The organism is Roseibium sp., assembly GCF_048260565.1.
Lineage (GTDB): Bacteria > Pseudomonadota > Alphaproteobacteria > Rhizobiales > Stappiaceae > Roseibium.
Genome location: NZ_JBLXGP010000001.1, coordinates 125,396 through 144,914, shown reverse-complemented (window position 1 = coordinate 144,914; position 19,519 = coordinate 125,396). Strand labels below are relative to the sequence as shown.

At 61.6% G+C, this 19,519-nt stretch carries 11 protein-coding genes; 5 read left to right on the top strand and 6 right to left on the bottom strand.

Translation table 11 applies throughout. The features are described from left to right. Together ACN0SO_RS00655 and ACN0SO_RS00650 are read left to right on the top strand one after the other, a co-directional pair. Window positions 1-7,593 carry an SDR family NAD(P)-dependent oxidoreductase gene (locus tag ACN0SO_RS00655; protein WP_417673472.1) on the top strand — a complete coding sequence of 2,531 codons (7,593 nt, stop codon included), beginning with the start codon at window positions 1-3 and terminating at the stop codon, window positions 7,591-7,593. Next, the gene (locus tag ACN0SO_RS00650; RefSeq protein WP_417673470.1) at window positions 7,590-8,963 is read left to right on the top strand and encodes an aminotransferase class I/II-fold pyridoxal phosphate-dependent enzyme; all 1,374 of its coding nucleotides are present in this window, start codon (window positions 7,590-7,592) and stop codon (window positions 8,961-8,963) included. Before ACN0SO_RS00655 ends, ACN0SO_RS00650 begins: the two co-directional genes overlap by 4 nt. A 1-nt stretch (window position 8,964) precedes the next feature. Here the strand turns inward: ACN0SO_RS00650 and ACN0SO_RS00645 are convergent, their stop codons facing one another. From ACN0SO_RS00645 to ACN0SO_RS00625, 5 genes are all read right to left on the bottom strand, one after another. Next, complete coding sequence (locus ACN0SO_RS00645) at window positions 8,965-9,780, bottom strand: SDR family NAD(P)-dependent oxidoreductase (RefSeq protein ID WP_417673468.1); 816 nt, start codon at window positions 9,778-9,780, stop codon at window positions 8,965-8,967. A 60-nt stretch (window positions 9,781-9,840) separates the two neighbouring features. Next, window positions 9,841-11,541: a hypothetical protein gene (locus tag ACN0SO_RS00640; protein WP_417675004.1), complete on the bottom strand. Its 1,701-nt coding sequence runs from the start codon at window positions 11,539-11,541 to the stop codon at window positions 9,841-9,843. A gap of 2 nt (window positions 11,542-11,543) precedes the next feature. Beyond that, window positions 11,544-12,848, bottom strand: coding sequence for a capsule biosynthesis protein (locus ACN0SO_RS00635; RefSeq protein ID WP_417673466.1), 1,305 nt, complete (start codon window positions 12,846-12,848; stop codon window positions 11,544-11,546). Continuing rightward, window positions 12,832-14,190, bottom strand: a complete 1,359-nt coding sequence (locus ACN0SO_RS00630) for a capsule biosynthesis protein (RefSeq protein WP_417673464.1) — start codon at window positions 14,188-14,190, stop codon at window positions 12,832-12,834. Before ACN0SO_RS00630 ends, ACN0SO_RS00635 begins: the two co-directional genes overlap by 17 nt. A gap of 69 nt (window positions 14,191-14,259) precedes the next feature. Continuing rightward, window positions 14,260-15,321 (bottom strand): polysaccharide biosynthesis/export family protein, encoded by a 1,062-nt coding sequence (locus ACN0SO_RS00625; RefSeq protein ID WP_417673461.1) that lies wholly within the window; start codon window positions 15,319-15,321, stop codon window positions 14,260-14,262. A gap of 355 nt (window positions 15,322-15,676) precedes the next feature. On the opposite strand from ACN0SO_RS00625, the gene ACN0SO_RS00620 reads away from it, so the two are divergent. The 3 genes from ACN0SO_RS00620 (at window position 15,677) to ACN0SO_RS00610 (ending at window position 18,491) form a co-directional block, all read left to right on the top strand. After that, entirely contained in the window at window positions 15,677-16,858 is a 1,182-nt protein-coding gene (locus tag ACN0SO_RS00620) for an AGE family epimerase/isomerase (protein ID WP_417673459.1), read from the top strand. A gap of 165 nt (window positions 16,859-17,023) precedes the next feature. Then, a complete protein-coding gene (folD, locus tag ACN0SO_RS00615) occupies window positions 17,024-17,935 on the top strand; it encodes a bifunctional methylenetetrahydrofolate dehydrogenase/methenyltetrahydrofolate cyclohydrolase FolD (protein ID WP_417673457.1) in 912 nt (303 codons plus the stop codon). Between the two features lie 160 nt (window positions 17,936-18,095). Then, a complete protein-coding gene (locus ACN0SO_RS00610) occupies window positions 18,096-18,491 on the top strand; it encodes a helix-turn-helix domain-containing protein (RefSeq protein ID WP_417673455.1) in 396 nt (131 codons plus the stop codon). Here the strand turns inward: ACN0SO_RS00610 and ACN0SO_RS00605 are convergent. After that, entirely contained in the window at window positions 18,484-19,503 is a 1,020-nt protein-coding gene (locus ACN0SO_RS00605; protein WP_417673453.1) for an Ldh family oxidoreductase, read from the bottom strand. The genes ACN0SO_RS00610 and ACN0SO_RS00605 overlap by 8 nt on opposite strands. Between the last annotated feature and the right edge of the window lie 16 nt (window positions 19,504-19,519).

Genomic DNA, 19,519 nt, shown 5'->3' with positions numbered 1-19,519 from the left:
GTGGCTTCTTTACATTCAAATATTGATATCGTCGGTTATGCGAGCCGGTTGCCGGGCGCAAACTCTTCGGAAGATTTCTGGGCGCTTCTGCGCGATGGAAGATGCGCCGTAACATCGGTTTCCAACGACAGATGGCCGCTGGCCCGCTTCGGGCATCCCGACAAATCCTCCTCCGGCAAGAGCTACACCTGGGCGGCCGGCCAGCTGGACGATGTCTGGGGCTTCGATCCTTCCTTTTTCGGGATTTCTCCGCGCGAAGCGCTGCAGATAGATCCGCAGCAGCGCCTTCTGCTTCAGCTGGTCTGGGAAGCGCTCGAACACGCCAACATCCCGCCAAGCGAACTGGCCGGAACCACGACCGGCGTTTATGTCGGTGCCTCCTCGCTCGACTATCACCACAGGTTCATCGGCGATCCGGCGACCGCCGACATGCAGTTCATGACCGGCAACACGCTGTCGATCGTTTCGAACCGCATTTCCTACATCTATGATCTGCGCGGCCCGAGTTTCACGGTCGACACCGCCTGCTCCTCTTCCCTGGTCGCGTTGCATGAAGCGATTTCCGCGATCGAGAGCGGTCAGATCGACACGGCCATCGTTTGCGGCGTCAGCCTGCTTTTGAGCCCCTTCGCCTTCATAGGCTTCTCGCGGGCGACCATGCTGTCGCCGACCGGACTTTGTCAGGCCTTCGACGCCAACGGCGACGGTTACGTGCGTTCCGAAGGCGGCGTTGCAATCGTACTGCGCTCGAAGCGGGCAAAAGTGCTCAACGGCGCGCGAAGTCATGCGAAAATTCTGGCTTCCGGCATCAATGCCGACGGTCGCACAGTCGGTCTGTCGCTGCCGTCTCCCTATGCCCAGGCGGACCTGCTTCGCGAAATGTACGAGGGCCTTGGGATCGACCCGAACGCGCTCGCCTTCGTCGAAGCCCACGGCACCGGAACCCGCGTCGGCGATCCGGCGGAAGCCGACGCTCTGGGCAAGGTCATCGGCCAGAAGCGCTCCGAGGTCCTGCCGATCGGTTCGGTCAAGACCAACGTCGGACACCTGGAACCGGTGTCCGGCCTCGTCGGACTGGTCAAGTCGCTTCTGGCGCTGAAACATGACACGCTGCCGAAGTCGCTGCATTTCAACACGCCCAATCCGGACATCCCGTTCGAAGAGCTGAACCTCAAGGTCGCAAGCGAACAGATCGCGCTTGTCCGTTCCGACAAACCGCGCCTTGCCGGCATCAACTCCTTCGGCTTTGGCGGCACCAACGCCCATACGGTGATCGCGGACGGCGATCCCGAACCGGTTGCGAATGAAACCGTTTCACCAGCCGCGCCGCTGGTTATCTCCGCCCGGTCCAAGGATGCGCTGAAGGAACTGGCCGCGCGCTATCGCGATCGGCTGAAGGATGCGGATGGTGAAGACGCGGCACGCGTGACGGTTTCCGCCGCCCATGCGCGCGAACTCCTCGCGCAGCGTCTTGTCGTTTCCGGCGACACACCGGAAAGCCGGTTGGCATCCCTGGAGGCCTTTCTTGCCGAAGAGGATGCGCCCGAGGCGATCGCCGGCGAGGCCCTCAAGGCGAAGGAGAAGATCGGCTTTGTCTTCTCAGGCAACGGTTCCCAATGGGCCGGCATGGGCCAGGAAGCCTACCAGAAAGACGAGACCTTCCGGATCGCTTTCGAGCGGGTCGACAAGATTTTCATGGGCATCGGCGGCTGGTCGCTTCTGACCACCCTTTTCGCCGAAGACCTGGAAAATGACATCGAACGCGCGGAAATCTCTCAGCCGCTGCTGTTTGCGATTCAGGTTGCCCTCGTCGAGGCGTTGAGAAGCCGCGGCATCCAAGCCGAAGGCGCCTGCGGCCACAGCGTCGGCGAAGTCGCCGCCGCGTGGTGTTGCGGAGCTCTGACCCTCGAACAGGCGGTCAAGGTCATTCACGCCCGGTCCAGCGAACAGGAAGTGGTCCGCGATCTCGGTTCCATGGCCGCCCTTCTGCTGCCGGCCGAAGCCGCCCTCGCCGCAATGGAAGAAAGCGGCCTGCCACGGCTTGAACTGGCCGCGATCAACAGCCCGCGCAGCGTTACCATTTCCGGCGACACCGATAGCCTGGATGCTTTCGCGAAATTCGCCCGCAAAAAGAAGTGGGCTTTGCGCCGCTTGAACCTGGCCTATCCGTTCCACAGCGCTCTGGTGGACCCGATCCGGGAACCGCTGCTGACCGCGCTGACCGGCATTACGCCGCAAGAACCGACCCTGCCCTTCTACTCGACCGTCGAGCCGGAGACGCAGGACCTGGCGCTGGACAGCGATTACTGGTGGCGTAACGTCCGCCAGCCGGTGAAATTCGCCGACGCGATCTCGAAGATGAGCGAAGACGGTTTCGGCGTGCTGGTGGAAATCGGCCCGAAGGCCGTGCTAGGCACCTATATGAACGACGTCCTTCGCAGCGACGGTAAGAAGGCGACGGTGCTTGCGAGCCTCGAACAGCCGGGCAAGAACAACACACCGGTGCAGAACCCCGTCGCCAAGGTAGCGAGTGCCGTCGTTGCCCACGGCGGCAAGGTGGATCTCTCCCGCTTCGTCGCCCCGCGGCCGGATGCGTTGACCGCACTTCCCGGATATCCCTGGCAGAATTCGCCCTACATGCCCGATCCCACGTCGGAACGGGTGGACTTCATGTTCGGCCGGACCTGGCCCCTGCTCGGCTATCGCCTGCGGCAGGACGTGGCGGAATGGTTCAACCACGTGGATGCCGTTGCCATTCCCTGGCTGGCGGACCACAAGGTGGAGGAATCGGTCGTTTTCCCCGCCGCCGGCTATACGGAAATGGTGCTGCGCGCAGCCCTGAACTGGACCAAGAGCGATACGGTCGAGATACGGGATCTGGATATCCTGCGCCCGCTGGTCATCGACAGTGGCGAAACCTGGGAAACGGAAGTCCGGATTTCGCCTGACGACCGGGTCGTGGAAATCTATTCAAGACCGCGCCTGCAGGACAGCGACTGGTCGCTGAACGCCCGCGGTCATTTCGTGACACCGTCGGAGACCGGCCTTACGCCCTGGCTGCCGGCAGGCGAACAGGAAACCTCCCGGCTGGATCACGACGACCTTTACACGATCACCCGGTCCTTTGGCCTGGAGTACGGCCCGGTTTTCCGGCGGGCGGACCATGTCATAACCCATGACGAACGCTCCGCGACCGTCTACCTGCGCCCGCAGGACGACTGCCTTGCGCAGACCGAGTTGTCCCTTTGCCCGACGCTGGTGGATTCCGGCTTCCACGGCCTTTTCGCCCTACTCCAGTCGGTTCCAGGCGTTCCGGAAAAGACCAGCTTCCTGCCGATCCGTATCGGCAGCCTCCGGCTGCTACAGCCGGAAGCAAAACCCGCGGCGGTCCGCATCAAGGTGACGAAGGCCTCGCCCCGCTCCATCGAGGCGACATTCGAATATCTCGATGCCAATGGCGAGGTTATCGCCCGCTTTGCGCGGACCCGGTTCCGCGCCGTCAAGCTCGGTCGGGAAACGCGTCCGAACGAGCTCATCTACAAGCAACTGGCCACCCTGTTGCCGGACGCCGACCGCAAAGCCCCGGCAGAAACGGTTCTGCCGAATGGATTTGCGGCCTTTGCCGCTGAAATCGGTATTACGGCCGACGAAGCGCCGGAACTTGAAGATTCTGTTCTTCTCGTCGAAGCTCTGGGGCGGACGATTGCCCACGAAACGCTCTGGCAATTCTGCGAGAATGGCAGGTTCGACCTGACCGCCCTGATCGGCACGGACAAGATCCATGAGACGGCGCGGCCGCTCGTGCATTCCCTGCTGGGATGGCTTGAGGAAAGCGAGCTTGCCGGTGAAGCAGAAGGCGGTTGGCAATTGTCCGACCCCGCAGATGGGCCGGCTACGTCCCTGCTGATGCAGACAATTGCGCTGGAGGGCGCGCGCCATATCGCCGAAGCCTCACTTCTTGCGCGTCTCTACACCGGCCTTGTCGATGTTTTGCGGGATGGCCTGCCCGCATCGGCCGGTGATCTCTATGCGAGCGGACTCTATGATGCCTATCTGACCGCGTCCCCGGCGGCGACAGCCATTTCCGGCGCCCTGAAGGCCACGGTTCTTGGACTGATCGGCAACTGGCCGGAAGACCGGGCCCTGCGCTGCCTCGTCGTTGGAGCGTCCGCCCACGACGTGATTCAATCGCTCGATCGCCAGATCGATCCGCGCCGGATGTCCGTTGCAGTCACGGATCCCTCGGACAACCAGCTTGGCCGTGCAGCGCGCCTTTGGACCGGAAGCACATCGACCCAGTTCCATGAGTTCGAGGACGATACGCTTGCGAAGAAGGCTCCATTCGATCTCATTGTCTTCGCAGAATCGATTGCCGAACTGCGGGAAGGCCAACTTTCGAAGATCGCCGACATGGCGGTTGAAGACGCCCTGCTTGTGGCCGCCGAACACCTTGCCGCCCCGCTCACCGACCTGATCCGGGGCATCGGGCAGGACTGGTGGCAGGATGATGACAGCGACATCGCTCTGTCTCGACTGAACGAGGATTGGAGCGAGATCCTTTCCCAGGCCGGCTTCGGGCACATCGAAACCGCAACGTTGAACAGCACCGTTGCCGAAGGTGATCTGATTTCAGCCCGTGCCAGCGCCAAAGCGGTACAAACGGCCGAAGACGCGGAAGAGGAAGCCGCTCCTGAAGCGGCCGAAGCCCGCCATTTCCTTCTGTTCACGGATGAGGAAGGGCCCGCCCGTAAACTGGCCGATGGCCTCTCGGTCTGTCTTAACCGGGACGGTGTCGCGACCACCCTCCTGATCGCCGGCGCGGAAACGACAGAGGTTTCCGAAGGCATCTGGATGATCGATGTCGATGGCGACAGCGATGTCCTCAAGCAGCTGCTTGCCAAGGCCCGCGGGCGGCTGGTTCATCTACAGGGCGGATATGCCGACAACGCGGATGCCCTCAACGTCGTCGACAAGCGCACATGGTCGCTGACGCGGATCCTGAATACGCTTGGTGCCGATGACGGTGAGATCGTCATCGTCGCCCCCGGTGGCGCGCAGGACCTCGCAGGCGGCATCGCCCATTGCCCGGAGCAGGCCGGGGCCTGGGCTTATGGCCGCGTGGCGATGAACGAGTTCCCCCAGGCGAATATCCGCCTGATCGATCTTTCCCCGACACTGGAGCCGGGCATTGCTGCATCACGGCTTGCCGAGGAACTGCTGCGTGACGGCGAAGAGCGGGAAGTCGTTCTGGACGGCCGGAACCGGTCGGGCCTCAGAATCCTTCAGGGTGGCGTGCTTCCCGAACAGACGGTTTCCGGCGGCGCACGCCCCGGAATGCGGCTGGATATCCTGCGCCAGGGCGCGCTGGACCAGTTGTCGTGGCAGGCGGTCGACCGCTCAGAGCCGGATGGCTCGGACGTGGAAATCGCCGTGGAGGCCAGCGGCCTGAATTTCCGCGATGTCATGTGGGCCCTCGGTCTGTTGCCCGAAGAGGCACTGGAAGACGGCTTTGCCGGTCCCACGCTCGGCATGGAATGCTGCGGCACCGTCGTTGCCTGCGGTCCGGGCGTGACGCGCTTCCGCCCCGGCGACCGGGTGATCACCTTCGCACCGGCCTGTTTTGCAAGTCATGTCACCGTGGACGAGAGCGGCTGTGCGCCGATGCCCTCCACGGTCTCCCCGGAGGAAGCCGCAACCATCCCGGTGACCTTCCTCACCGCCTATTACGCCCTGGTGCATCTCGCGAGACTGTCAGAGGGTGAAACGGTCCTGATCCACGGCGGCGCAGGCGGTGTCGGTCTTGCCGCGCTCCAGATCGCCAAGTGGCGCGGGGCGCGGATCATCACCACCGCCGGCTCTCCGGAAAAGCGGAACGTGCTGAAGTTGCTTGGCGCGGATGTCGTCCTCGACTCGCGCAGCCTGTCCTTCGTCGACGCGGTGATGAAGGAAACCGACGGTGAAGGCGTCGATGTGGTCCTGAACTCGCTGTTCGGCGAGGCCATGGAACGCAGCATCGAAGTGCTGAAGCCGTTCGGCCGGTTCCTGGAACTGGGCAAACGCGACTATTACGGCAACACCCGGATCGGGCTTCGTCCGTTCCGCCAGAACCTGACCTATTTCGGCATTGACGCCGATCAGCTTCTGACCCGCCAGCCGCAGCTCGCTGTAGAGCTGTTCACCAAACTGGTTGAGCTGTTTGAAGACCGGACGCTGTCGCCCCTGCCCTACCGTGTGTTCGAAGCCGATCAGGTGGTCGACGCCTTCCGGCTGATGCAGCAGGCGGGTCATATCGGCAAGATCGTGCTGCGCCCGCCGGAAGTGCCCGAAAATCTTCCCGAAACGCAGCATCTCGCCTTCAAGGACGATGCGGTCTACGTGATTGCGGGCGGCTTCGGCGGCTTCGGGGTGGAACTGCTCAACCGCCTCGCCGACAAGGGCGCGAAACACCTTGCGGTGCTGAGCCGCCGCGGCGGCGATTCCGACGATGCCCGCCAGGCCATCGAGAGCCTTGAGAAGCGCGGTGTTTCGGTGTCCGCCCATGCCTGCGATATCACCGATGAATCTGCCGTCAAATTGGCGCTGGAATCGATCCGCTCCGCCGGACGCCCGATCTGCGGCGTGTTCCATACGGCAATGGTTCTGAACGACGTCCTGATCGCCAATCTGGAGCATGACGGGCTGACCCGCGTGCTGGCGCCGAAGGTGCGTGGAGCCGAACTGCTGGATCGGCTAACCCGGGACGATCCGCTCGATCACTTCGTGCTTTATTCCTCTGCGACCACTCTGGTCGGCAACCCGGGCCAAGCCAATTATGTGGCCGCCAACGGATACCTGGAAGCGCTTGCCCGCAAGCGTCGCGCGGAAGGCCGCCCTGCCCTCACGGTTGCCTGGGGCGCGATCTCCGATGCGGGCTACCTTGCCCGCAACGAAGACGTCAACGAAATGCTCTCGCGCAAGCTCGGCCGCCACGCCCTGACCGCGAAAGAAGCCCTCGACGGCCTGATGTCGCTGATGGCCCTGCCCCAGCAGGACCTGGAAACCGCAGCGGTCGGCTATGCCCGGATCGACTGGCAGTCGGCCCGCAAGGACCTGGCTCTGTTGGGCACGCCGCTGATCCAGCTTCTGGGTTTTGGCGAAGGCGATGACGGCAGTGGCGCAGAAGGCGCCATCGATCTGCATGCGCTGCTCGACGGCATGGACAAGGCCACCGCGGCCCAGACCGTTGCCAAGCTGCTTGCGGCGGAAATCGGCAAGATCCTGCGGATCTCGCCGGACGAGATCGATGCCCACAAGCCGCTGTCCGAAATCGGCATGGATTCGCTTATGGCGCTGGAACTGCGCATGAGCGCGGAACGCCAACTGGGGATCGACATTCCGCTGATGTCGCTCGCCAACGGCGCCACACTGATCGACCTGTCGAGCCGCGTGGCACATCGCGTTCTGGGCGAGGACAGCGAGGACCGCTATTCTGCGGAATCTCAAACGCTTGCCAGCCAGCACGTGACCGACAACGAACGTACGGAAACGGAAGACCTCACGGACGTCGCGGCGCAACTGGAAAACAAGAGCCGCGAACTGGGATCATTCCTATGACGGATACCAAGGGCCTGGGTGCCGACGAACGCGCCAAACTGATGGATAGCGTCCGTGCAGGGCGCCGCTCGGCACGTGACAAGCGGCCCGCCTCGGCTTCGGCAAAAACCGAAACGCCGAAAAGAAAAGCCTTCGACTTCAAGACCCTACCGCAGATCAAACAATTGCAGATGCAGCGCGCGGCGGCCGACATGATGGGGATCGAAAACCCTTTCTTCCGGCCGCATGACGGACTGGCAACCGGAACGACGGAAATCGACGGCAAGACGCACGACAATTTCGCCTCCTACAACTATCTGGGCCTCAACGGTCATCCGGAAGTCAGCCAGGCAGCCAAGGACGCGATCGACACTTTCGGAACCAGCGTTTCCGCCAGCCGGATCGTTGCCGGGGAACGCCCCCTTCATGGCGAACTGGAACAGGCGCTTGCGCGCGTGCACGGCGTGGAATCCTCCATCGTCATGGTGAGCGGTCATGCGACCAATGTGACCACAATCGGCCACCTGATGCGCAAGGGCGATCTCATCCTGACGGATTCCCTGGTGCATAATTCGATTGCCGAAGGGGCCCGCCTCTCGGGCGCCACGCGGATCAACTTTCCGCACGATAATCTCGATGCGCTGGAAAAGCTGCTCATCGAGAACCGGCACAAGTTCGACAACGTGCTGATCATCGTCGAAGGCCTCTATTCCATGGACGGGGACTTTCCGGACCTGAAGCGACTTGTCGCCCTCAAGCAGTCCTATGATGCCTGGCTGATGGTCGACGAAGCCCATTCCATCGGTGTGCTCGGCACAACCGGTCACGGCATTGCCGAACACTACGGTGTAGACCCCAGAGAGGTCGAGATGTGGATGGGGACGCTCTCGAAGACGTTCTCCTCCTGCGGCGGCTATATCGCCGGCTCCAAGGCGCTGTGCGACTACCTCAAGGTCTCCGCACCGGGCTTCGTTTTTTCCGTCGGCCTTTCGCCCGCTCTGACCGCGTCGGCAATCGCCTCCGTTCAGGTCATGGAACGTGAGCCGGAACGGGTTCGGAAGTTGCAGGAAAACGGGCAGTATTTCCTGAAGAAGGCAAAGGACGCAGGTCTCGATACCGGACCGAGCGCCGGTTATTCGGTGGTTCCGGTCATCGTCGGGGATTCCGTCGGCGCCGCGATCCTGTCGAACCGGCTTCTGGAACGGGGCATCAACGCGCTTCCGATCATCTTTCCGGCGGTTCCGGAAAAATCGGCCCGGATCCGCTTCTTCATTACCAGCGAGCACACCCGGGAACAGATCGATCGTGCAATCGAGACCACCGTTGAGGAGCTTGCCAAGCTGAAGAGCGACGGTTCGGCGGTCGACCGGCTGATCAAGGCGACGCGCTAATTCAGCCGCCTTCCTTGTCCCTGCCGGAGTATCTCGGGTCCTCCTCGATATCGGCGGCGAAGCCCCCCATGAAGAGATCGGAAATCCGGGCCGGCAACAGGTTCTGCAGCCTGATGCCTGTCGCCAGGATGAAGGGAAAGGCATAAAAGGCCTTCCGCTTTTCGATCGCCCGGCGCATTTTCACCGCCGCCTTTTCCGCCGGCATCTCGAAAGGTTTGGAGCCTTTATGCCGGGCCGACATGGGTGACGTGACGAACCCCGGACAGATGATCGTCACATCGACACCGAACGGCGCGAGCCAGCCCCGCAGGGAATGACCGTAGGCAATCACGGCCGCTTTCGTCGCACTGTAGCTCGGCATGTCGGGCAAGGCGCGCATGCCGGCAAGCGAGGCGACAAGGACGATCTGCCCGCGTCCGCGCAGGCGCATCGGTTCCACGACGCCGGTCACCGTATTGACCGCACCGCGGTAATTGATGTCGATCTGCCGATCGGCCTCATGATCGGCCTCCCGGCTGCGGCCCGGTCCCAGTCCCGCCGTAACGCCGGCGTTGGCAATGACGAGGTCGACCGGATGACGCCGGTCCAGATCTTCCAGAAACGCATGAAGGGCATCCCGGTCGCGGATATCGAGCGCGGCGGTTTCCGCCTCTGCCCCCTGCCCCCGAACTTCTTCGGCAAGCGCTTCAAGCTTTTCCCTGTCCCGTGCGATCAGTGCCAATCGGCGCCCCGGACCCGCCAGTTCCCGGGCAAGGGCCGTTCCGATGCCTCCGCTCGCACCGGTCAGGACAATCACTTCGGGATCTCGCGCAGCCATGATGGTCTATTCTTTCAAAACTCGTGCGGGTGCTCCGGATAAAACACCGGATCGCAGGAACTACAAGCCCAGTTTGCGGCCAAGCCAGGATATCGGATTCAGATTTCGCGGACGGGCGGCCCGGTGCATCTCCTGTTGCCCGGCGACAGCCCTGTCGATCAGGACGTCCGGCGGACACGGCAACAGGCTCACCGGATCGGTGCAGCGGGCGTAAACGACCAGCGTCAGGTAGACGAGTTCGGCGAGCGTTCTTCGGGTCGTGCGCCTCGGAAAAACCGATAGATCCTCGGTCAGGCCCCAACCGGCGTAAAACGGCAGGCCATGGACGGTGACAGGCACACCCAGCAAAAGCGCGGCAAATCCCGTCGGCGCCGAAAATGTCTCCACCGCATCACACTGCGCGACCAGATCCGAGATATCGGCCTTTTTTTCCACGAGATCGGCGTAACGGCGCGCTTCCCGGATTGAGGCCCGGTCTGCTTCCAGGTCGGCATGCGGCTTGAAGATGATAAAGGCATCCGGGTTTCTTTCCCGAGTTCGCCGCAACAAAAGCAGATTGCGTTCCGAGGCGGCGGCCTCTTCAACCCGTCCGGCCTCGCCGGGCACCAATACTATTTTCCGGCCTTTCGGGACTGCGATCGTCCGTGATTTGTCCGGATCGTCTTTCAAATCGTGGATCCGGGCGAGCCGGTCGAGAAGAGCAATCCCGCGGCTCATTTCCTCGGCGCTCAGTTCATAATTCTGAAGCAGTGCCTCCAATCGGCTCGGACCAGCCGCATCGTCATGCGGCCCCAGATCATCGGCCGTGAGCATGGCAGCCGGTGGGAGCACGGCCTCAAGACCGGCAAAGCGCAGGAAGTCGTCATCCATGTGCAGCAAGTCGACACCTCTGTCGCGGCAGGCTTGCTCCAGTGAGCCCGCGCCCAGCCCGCCGGCAGACAGGATAACGCCACCCTGCCCGGCCGCGGCGGCCAGAGCTTCGGCATCGTTGTCGTGCCAGGTCACCGGTCCACCGTCTCCGGCAAATGCAGCGGAGATAATGGGACGGCCGCCTGGTGCCACCCCGAAACAATGGACAGGCCGGTTGTTTTCCGCCCTGCGCGTTTCAATGAGGCGCAGGATGTCCAAGGCGCCAGGCGCATCGATCACACCCTGGTGGTAAGGCTCGAACCAGGCTGTATCTTTTTGCAAGAGCGGTCCGATCACGCGATCAAGCTCCAGTTGGGATCCGGCGCAGGCATCGGCCAGTATACGCCAGAAGCCATCCGGCTCGGCATCGGGAAGCCCACCGGTCTCCAGGAGGATCTGCAGCGCCCGGTTTTCCGGGTCGGCGTCCTGCCGCCTCGCGCTGCCTTCATCCGCAGGCGGCAGACCACGCCACAGTTCGAGGATCGATGTGTCAACCTTGCGCCCGGCCTGCAGAGCGCCGGCAAGCAATGCCCGGATCGCCGCTTCGCCGGCGTGCTCGTAGCGTGACAGGATCGTCGCCTTGAGCATGACATAGGAAAATGAGGACGGTGACGCCTTGGAGTGCAACGGCAACGGGCCCGGTATGACCAGGCAGAGCGACTTCCCGTTGGCCAGCGCCGCGCGCCGCGCCGTATCGAAGGTTTCCTGATTAAGGTCGCAGATCACGAAATCAGCCGCCTCGGCTGTCTCTGCCAGCGATACGCCCAGCCCCCCGGCAATCCTGCTTTCGAAACCCGGCTGTCCTCCGGAAACGATCAGGCCGCTCAGCGCCGTGTCCGCGGCCGCCGGCACGCTCAAAGCGGAACTCCGAGCGCTCTCGCCCGCTCAAGGCGCGGCGGTGGATCGACGTAGGCGTCCGGCTCGTTGAGGCTGCGATCCAGGATCCGCTTGGCGATGTTTTTTGCAGCCACCGGCACGCCCTGCCGATTGTGGATCGAACCGCGGACCTGGATCGTCCCCGCGAGCGCCCGCAGGAAAGCATCAAGCAGCTCGGGGTCCGGCCTTTCCGGTTTCGTCCAGAACGTTTCCAGCGGAGCACGCGATGTCAGACCGGCGATATCGTAATGCGCGGGAACCAGCGTCTTTACCGGCAAGCCCGCCTGCAACGCTTCAAGACCCGCTGTGGAATTCAAGGTCACCATGCCGGTTGCGTGTTTGAACAAGGCGCCGAGGTTGCCGCCATCGAAGAAATGAACCCGGCCTTCAAGCCCATGGCGCACCACGGTCTCGCCAATCACCTTCGGCCAGTTTTCATAGCCCACGTCCAATGGATGGCTCTTCAGAACCAGATGCGCGGCCTCCGGCGCCGCTTGTGCGAAAGAGCTCAGCACCAGATCGATGACGTCCGCAAAGCTGTCATAGGGCGAATGGCGCCGCAGCTGGAAATCGCCTTCCAGCTGGAGCGGCAGGACGAAGAACGGAGAGCCGTTCTCCACCAGCCCGGCCAAGGCCGTATCCGCTTCCCGATTGCGCCGCGTCTCGCCCAGCAGCCGGTTTGCCCCGCGCAGGTATTCCGGGACCGGGTGGTAGATCGTATGGCGCTGATAACTTGGATAAAGTGGCTTCAAGATGACATTCGCCAGGTTGTAGATCACGTCGGGAACGGTCTGCAGATAGAAGGAGCCGGGAAACATTGGCGTGAAATCGACATCGCCAACCTCATCCGCGATCCGCCGGACACGGACCGGATCGTCAGGGAAATGGCTAAGTGTCGACAAACCGTTCTTCTCCAGGGTCATCCAGCCGGGACGCAGATAACCGAGTTCGGTCACGGCGATCTGAATGCCCTGTTGTTTGGCGCAGTTTATGGCGAGACGATGGTAGAGGCGCTGATCCCCGTGGAGAACCAGATCGGTGATGCGGTTATCGGCCAGAAAACGGCCTATGAAGTCCGGCCAGTCCGACAGCCGTCCGCGAAAGGATGTACAGTCCGGGCCGTGCCAGTGCAGCCAGTCCCCGGCACACAGGTTGATACGGAAAACGTCATGGCCGGCTTCGCGGATGCAGTCTCCGATCTGGCGGAAGAGCGGCGATAACGGCCCCTGCAGGAACAGAACCCTGCGGCGGCCCGGCGCTGTCGGGTCATTCCCGCCAGGCATGGGACCACAATTCGGTCTTCGAGCGGCTGGCCATCTGCTCGGCAAAGGTGGTGGCTATCCCCATCTGCCTGGCCTTTTCAAGACGCGGCGGGACCTCGCAGAGAGCGCCGGGGAGATTGACGGACCCTTCCGCCAGCTTGCGCGCCATGTCCCTCGCCCCGGCCCGCCGCCCCTGGTCGGTATAAAAGCAGCCCTTGACCTGAATGGTCCTGGCCAACAGACGCTCGAGATCCTCAACCAGGTTGTTGTCGGGACGCGTCCCGTCCTTCCAGAACTCATCCAGCGGTTTCTGGCAGGTGAGCCCGGCTATGTCGTAGAGCGCGATGCCCAGAACCTTGGTCGGACATTTGGCGCGCAGGGCATGAATGCCGGTGGTGCTGTTGATGGTCAGCGCGCCTGCCGCGTTGCGCAACAGGCGATCCAGATTGCCGCCGTCGATGACATAGACACGCTTCTTGACGCCGTACTTCCGCGCAAGCTTGCGCAGGATCTTCCGCCAGGGCTCAATGCCGTTATCGAGGGGATGCAGCTTGAACACCAGATGGGCCGCGACGGGCGCCACCTTTGCAAAGGAACGGATAACCTCCTCCGCGGCATCGGCGATATGATCGTACGGAGAATTGTAGCGCAGCTGGTAATCGCTCTGCAGCTGAAGCGGAAACACGAAATAGGGGCAGCCGGCTGCGATCACGTCATCGATCAGGTGGGCCGCATTCCGGTTGCGCCGCTTTGCGAGGAGAAGTCGGGGAATGTTGCTGAGATAATCCGGCAGCGGGTGGTACAGCTTGTCGCGGATGAACTTCGGAAAAAACAGCTTGAACAGGACGTTCGACATATTGAACGTCACCTCGTTCACCGCTTCGGCGTAAAACGGATAGGTATAGAGCCTGCGCCGGTCGGGCTCCGGAAGACCTTCCGCCGCAGCCCTGATCCGGTCGGGGTCGTTCGGAAACCGCGAGTGCGCGGACATGCCGTTTCTCTCAAGCGTAATCCAGTCCGGCCGCAGATAACCGAATTCATAGGCGGTACATGTCAGGCCGAGTTCTGCCCCGACCTCGGCCGCTGCCACGTGATATGGCATCCGGTCTGCGTAGTAGACGATGTCGGTGACGCTGTTGTCGAGGCAGAAGGTCTTCAGCCAGCTCTGCCAGTCTCCCAGCGAGCCACGGTAGGACGTACAGCGGCGGTCGTGCCAGAAAAGCCAGTCGCCTGGGCACAGATTGATGCGCAACGTCCGGCAGCCGAGAAGGTCCAGCTCGTCTGCAACGGTCCGGGCGAAGATGCCAGGTGGCCCCTGCAGGAACAGGAATACCTTTGAAGCCGGCTGTCCGTTCGCTACCACCTTGCACCTGTTACCCGAATTGCCGTCCCCTCTCTTGTCGAAGCGTTCGCGGCTCTGCCTTAAACGTCGTTACTGAAAGTTGTTGCTGATACCCTGGACGGTCGAGACGTTGCTGATCAGCGGAGCGATGATCTGCAGGAACTTGCCGAACTCGGCAGTCGGGTGGTTCGCGACATACAGAATATCCTTGTCCCGCATCTCGAAGAAGCGCGCCAGGAAGAAACCTTTCGCATCCAGCAGGCTCAGCCTGTAGACGACCGGCACACTTTTCTCGTTCCCCAGCTTGTTCGCGATATCAGGACGCAATTCGCGAACGAGATCCGTGTCTTCAAACCGGAACAGGAAGATGCCGGCGGCATCGGCACGATAGTCGTTCAGACCGCCAACGGTTGCAAGCGCTTCGGCAAGAGTCACACTCTTGGTTTTGAACGGAACAAGCTGATTGGCCTTCACCGCACCGAAAGCAGAGAATGTCCGCGGCCGGTGCGACAACAGGATGGTGTCGTTCGGCGCGATCAGAACGTTGTTTTCCGGATAGTCGATCAGATGTTCCATCCGGGTCGTCCCGGCACGATTGCCCCGCTTCAGGGTAACGACGGTTTCATAGGTCGCCTCACGGGAACCGCCGGCCGTGGCCACAAGATCCAGAAGGTGAGTGTTTCGCAACGGCAACGGATAGACGCCTGGCGCTCCGACGTCGCCGACCACCACAGCAGTCGCACTGAGCTTGTCTTTCAGGCTGACCAGAACCTGAGGTTCGACCGCCTTGCCGACAAGGTTTTTCTGGATCGACAGGCGCAGTCCCTCGACGCTCAGGCCGGCTGCGCGGATCCGTCCCGCATAGGGGATGAAAATGTAGCCGGACTCGTCGATAACGACCGGAATGCTGCTGTTCCCGCTTTCGCCTCCGGCAAAAAGGCCGTCCTTGGACGCCTCCCAGATGCCGACTTCAAGCGTGTCGCCAACGCCGAGCAAATAGCTCTTGTTACCCTGACCGACGCCATGGAATTCATTAGCGAACGCCAAAGGGCGATAACGCTTGATAATATCAATATTCGACGGACCGACCGGGATGATCGAATAGGCACCTTCCTGCGAATTGGCCTCGATATCCTGCGACGATATGTTCATCGAACCAGGACCTTCAGACGGAAGTGCCCCGCACCCCGCCAGAGCCGCTCCCAAAATTAAAACTGCGGAAAATCTCATACTAATTCTATTCCACCCGATCCGTTAGCGGTGTCGTAGCATGTGGAGTGTTCGCCTGTCCAAGATTGCTCGCCTAAAGTCCCCTGAGGAATTCCTTCTGTTGTTCTTCGGCAACAGTGAACCCCGTATTCCTTAATGTTTTGAGTCACTTCGTTTTTTTTGATTGCCGCGCAACCTGTTCCAGAACGACATTTCGCCGATTCTAAGTTAAGAATCACTCATTTTTCGCATTAGCAGATAGCAACCGCAGCCATTTGATTTCCGGAGCCATTGAATCATGCCGCCAAACCGCCAAGCACTTGAAAATGAAATTGCCGCCGCGTCCCAACGGCTTTCCGGCTGGCTGGTCGACTCGGCCTTCGGGAAATGGCATGCAAACGGCCACGATTCGGAACGCGGCACTTTTTTCGAAACTATCGATATCACAACGGGAGAAGCGACGGATACGCCTATCCGCACCCGTGTGCCGGCTCGGCAGATCTATTGTTTCTCGCAAGCAGGCAAACTCGGCTGGAACGGACCTTACCGGGAAATCGTCGCGCACGGCCTGAACTGGTACCTGGAGCATTGCAGAAATGCCGATACAAGCTTTGTTGCCGAGGTCGCCACAGACGGCAACCATGTCGATTCCGATTTCGATCTCTACAATCAGGCGTTCGCCCTTTTGGCATTTGCCCATGCCGGCCATGTCCTTGCCGAACGGCGGACCGATCTGTTCGCAGACGCCGCCGGCCTGCTAACCCTTCTGCGCGCGTCTTACGGACATCCGGCCTCCGGATTCCGGGAGGCCAATCCGGACCGTCTGCCGCTTCGTTCCAATCCCCACATGCACATGCTGGAGGCGGCACTTGCGCTGGAAGATGTCGGCGCAGGCAATATCTGGCGCGATCTCGCCGACGAGATCGCCCGCCTCGCCATGGACAAGTTCATTGACCCCATCTCGGGCGGGTTGCGGGAGTTCTTCAATTTCGACTGGACGCCTTTTGACGGTGAGCAGGGCCGCATCATGGAACCCGGCCACCAGTTCGAATGGAGCTGGCTACTGGTTCACTGGGGAAAATCCCGCAACTGTTTCGAAGCCCTTGCCAAAGCCCGTCGCCTCTATCAGATCGGCCGAACCTATGGCGTTGACCCGAAACGCCAGGTCGCAATCATGACACTTCATGATGACTTTTCCGTCTTTAATCCTCTTGCACGCCTGTGGGGGCAGACCGAATGGCTCAAGGCAGCCATCGCGCTTGCGGAAATCTCCATAGGCTGCGAACGGGACGCCTATCTGGCTGACATCCTTCTCGCCACGAAGGCTCTTGAACGCTACTTCGAGGATGTCCCGACCGGGCTATGGAAGGACAAACTCGATGAAATGTATACATTCAAGGACGAGCCTGCGCCCGCAAGCTCACTTTATCACATCGTCTGCGCAATTCTGGAGTTGTCGCACTTCTGTGAAAACTCTTGACCCGTCCTGACTTTTCCCTCCATACAGAAACACGGTCGCCCAGAGATATGGCTTTTAATGCCAATAACTCATGTATACACTCTTCCATGAGCGCCAAATTCTTTCTATAGAGTTGGCCACGTGGTTCACGAAATGACCGGTCCGGTCTCCCTGGGAGGAAAGAGCATGTCTCCGGCACGCATCATCGACGGCAAGGCCGTTGCCGAATCAGTACGCGAGGAAATCACCCGTCGCGCTGCAAACCTCGTGGAGGCCAAGGGCATCCGCCCCGGCCTTGCGGTCGTTCTCGTCGGCGAGGATCCGGCAAGTCAGGTTTATGTCCGCAACAAGGACAAAACGGCCGAAGCCTGCGGTTTTCATTCCGTGAAACATACGCTTGCCGCCGACACGCCGGAGGCAGACGTTCTTGCCCTCGTCGAGACACTGAACGAGGATCCGGCAATCCACGGTATCCTTGTTCAGCTTCCGCTTCCCGGACATATTGACGAGAGCAAGGTGCTGCGCCTGATCAGGCCGGAAAAAGACGTCGACGGCTTTCATCCCATCAACGTCGGTCTGCTGACGACGGGCGAGCGCGAGCATGCCCTGGTGCCGTGCACGCCGGCGGGCTGCCTGGTGCTGCTCAAGCGCACGTTGGGCGGTAACCTTTCCGGCCTGTCCGCAGTCGTCATAGGCAGGTCGAATATCGTCGGCAAACCGATGGCCAATCTTCTTTTGCAGGAAAGTTGCACGGTAACGATTGCGCACAGCCGGACGAAAGATCTGCCGGCTGTCGTCAAGGGCGCAGATATCGTCGTGGCCGCCGTCGGCCGGCCGGAGATGGTGCGCGGGGACTGGATCAAGGCAGGCGCTGCGGTCATCGACGTCGGGATCAACCGTATTCCCGCGCCGGAACGCGGAGAAGGCAAGACCCGGCTCGTTGGCGATGTCGCATTCGAAGAGGCCCTTCCCCATGCCGGAGCGATCACGCCGGTTCCTGGCGGTGTCGGACCGATGACAATTGCCATGCTGATGGCCAACACGCTCACCGCGGCTCGCCGGCAACTCGGCCTGCCCGAGGAAGAGCCGCTGTTCTAAACACCAGCGGAACATGTGACCGAACACCGGTTTCCCGGCACAAACCCGTCGGGAACCGTCATAGGTGCGACATTGTTCCGGCTGCTGTTGCAGAAGACATACAGGACATGTCAGGTTTAGGCTCTCATCCAAGGATATAATAAAACTCAGGGAGCCGAAGATGGCATTCGGATCAATTTCGCAGCAAGGTACAGACGGGTCGGACCCCAGCACCGACTACACGCTGGGTGAACGGATCTGCAAGGCACGCGATGCCGTCGGCCTGTCGACAGCGCAGCTTGCCAGAAGGCTCGGCATCAAGACATCCACCCTGCAGGGCTGGGAAAGCGACCGGTCCGAACCGCGTTCCAACAAACTTGTGCTGCTTGCGGGCATCCTGAACGTCAGCCCGACCTGGCTTCTGGTCGGACGGGGCGCAGCTCCGATCCATGAAGACGAGGACGGCGCCAGTCTGGAAACCGTACGGATCGCACTCGACCGAATTCACAACCAGGCTCAGGCGCTTGTGGAGGAAATCGAGCGGTTGAGGCGACGGATCGACGGAGACGTCAGCTAGCCGATACGCCTGCCAGCTTGCGCACCTCTTCCAGGATGCGGCAGGGAACTTCCATACCCGCACGCTCTGCTTTCGCACGGGCCTCGATGCGCCGGCTTCCTGGAAGGCGCGCGCCTTCAGCCGCTGCCATGGCGGTCATCAGCGCCGCGATACGCTCGCCATAGGCCCCGTTCGATGAAAGACCGGGATCGATCGCAATGATCGTCTGGCCGAGGTCGGGTGGATCCCCTTCTCCGGAAAAAAGTCCCGAAGCCTCAAAGCCGAAACTGGAGCCGACAAGAGCCGCTGCCATCACTTCCACCATCATTGCCAGTGCCGCACCCTTGGCGTCTCCGATCGGCAGCATCGTTCCGACCATTGCAGCGGACGCATCGGTGGTCGGATTGCCGTCCTTGTCCAGAGCCCACCCCTCGGGGATCGGCCGGCCCGCCTTTTCCGCGGCCATGATCTTGCCCTTGGCAACCCTCGAGACAGCCAGATCGATCACCAGGGAAGGCGCGCCCGGAACCGGGGCAGCAAAGGCGATCGGATTGGTTCCGAACAGGGGCTCCTTCGCTCCCCACGGAGCGATCGATTTCGGCGCATTCCCGAAAACAAGAGCCACAAACCCTTGATCGGAAAGGCGTTCGCAATGCAGCCCGCCCTGTCCGAAATGATGGGAGCGCCGGACCGCTGCCATGGCGATCCCGTTCCGGCGGGCCATGTCCGGCAGGGCGTCGAGCGCAAGATCCAGCGCCGGATAGGCAAAGCCGAACGCGCCATCGACCCGAACCAGTGATCCGGTGACCTGTTCCAGCGCCGGCCGGGCGAAACCGTCCACCTTTCCCGACTGCGCCTGTGCCGAATAGGACGGGACACGCGACAGACCATGCCCCGGCTGGCCGGCGGCTTCGGAAGCGACTAGCGCGCCAGCGACCCTTGCGGCTGTGTCGGGCGCGGTTCTGTTGGCAATCAGGACCGCTGTTGCAAGTTCCTGTGCGGCATCAATCGAAATCAGTTCTGTCTCGGCCATGGGATCCCGATATCTG

Bases quoted from the DNA above. Each gene is read 5' to 3' on its own strand.
- ACN0SO_RS00650 (WP_417673470.1), top strand. From the start codon at position 7,590: ATGACGGATACCAAGGGCCTGGGTGCCGACGAACGCGCCAAACTGATG.
- ACN0SO_RS00645 (WP_417673468.1), bottom strand. From the start codon at position 9,780: ATGGCTGCGCGAGATCCCGAAGTGATTGTCCTGACCGGTGCGAGCGGA.
- ACN0SO_RS00635 (WP_417673466.1), bottom strand. From the start codon at position 12,848: ATGCCTGGCGGGAATGACCCGACAGCGCCGGGCCGCCGCAGGGTTCTG.
- ACN0SO_RS00625 (WP_417673461.1), bottom strand. From the start codon at position 15,321: ATGAACATATCGTCGCAGGATATCGAGGCCAATTCGCAGGAAGGTGCC.
- ACN0SO_RS00620 (WP_417673459.1), top strand. From the start codon at position 15,677: ATGCCGCCAAACCGCCAAGCACTTGAAAATGAAATTGCCGCCGCGTCC.
- folD (WP_417673457.1), top strand. From the start codon at position 17,024: ATGTCTCCGGCACGCATCATCGACGGCAAGGCCGTTGCCGAATCAGTA.
- ACN0SO_RS00610 (WP_417673455.1), top strand. From the start codon at position 18,096: ATGGCATTCGGATCAATTTCGCAGCAAGGTACAGACGGGTCGGACCCC.
- ACN0SO_RS00605 (WP_417673453.1), bottom strand. From the start codon at position 19,503: ATGGCCGAGACAGAACTGATTTCGATTGATGCCGCACAGGAACTTGCA.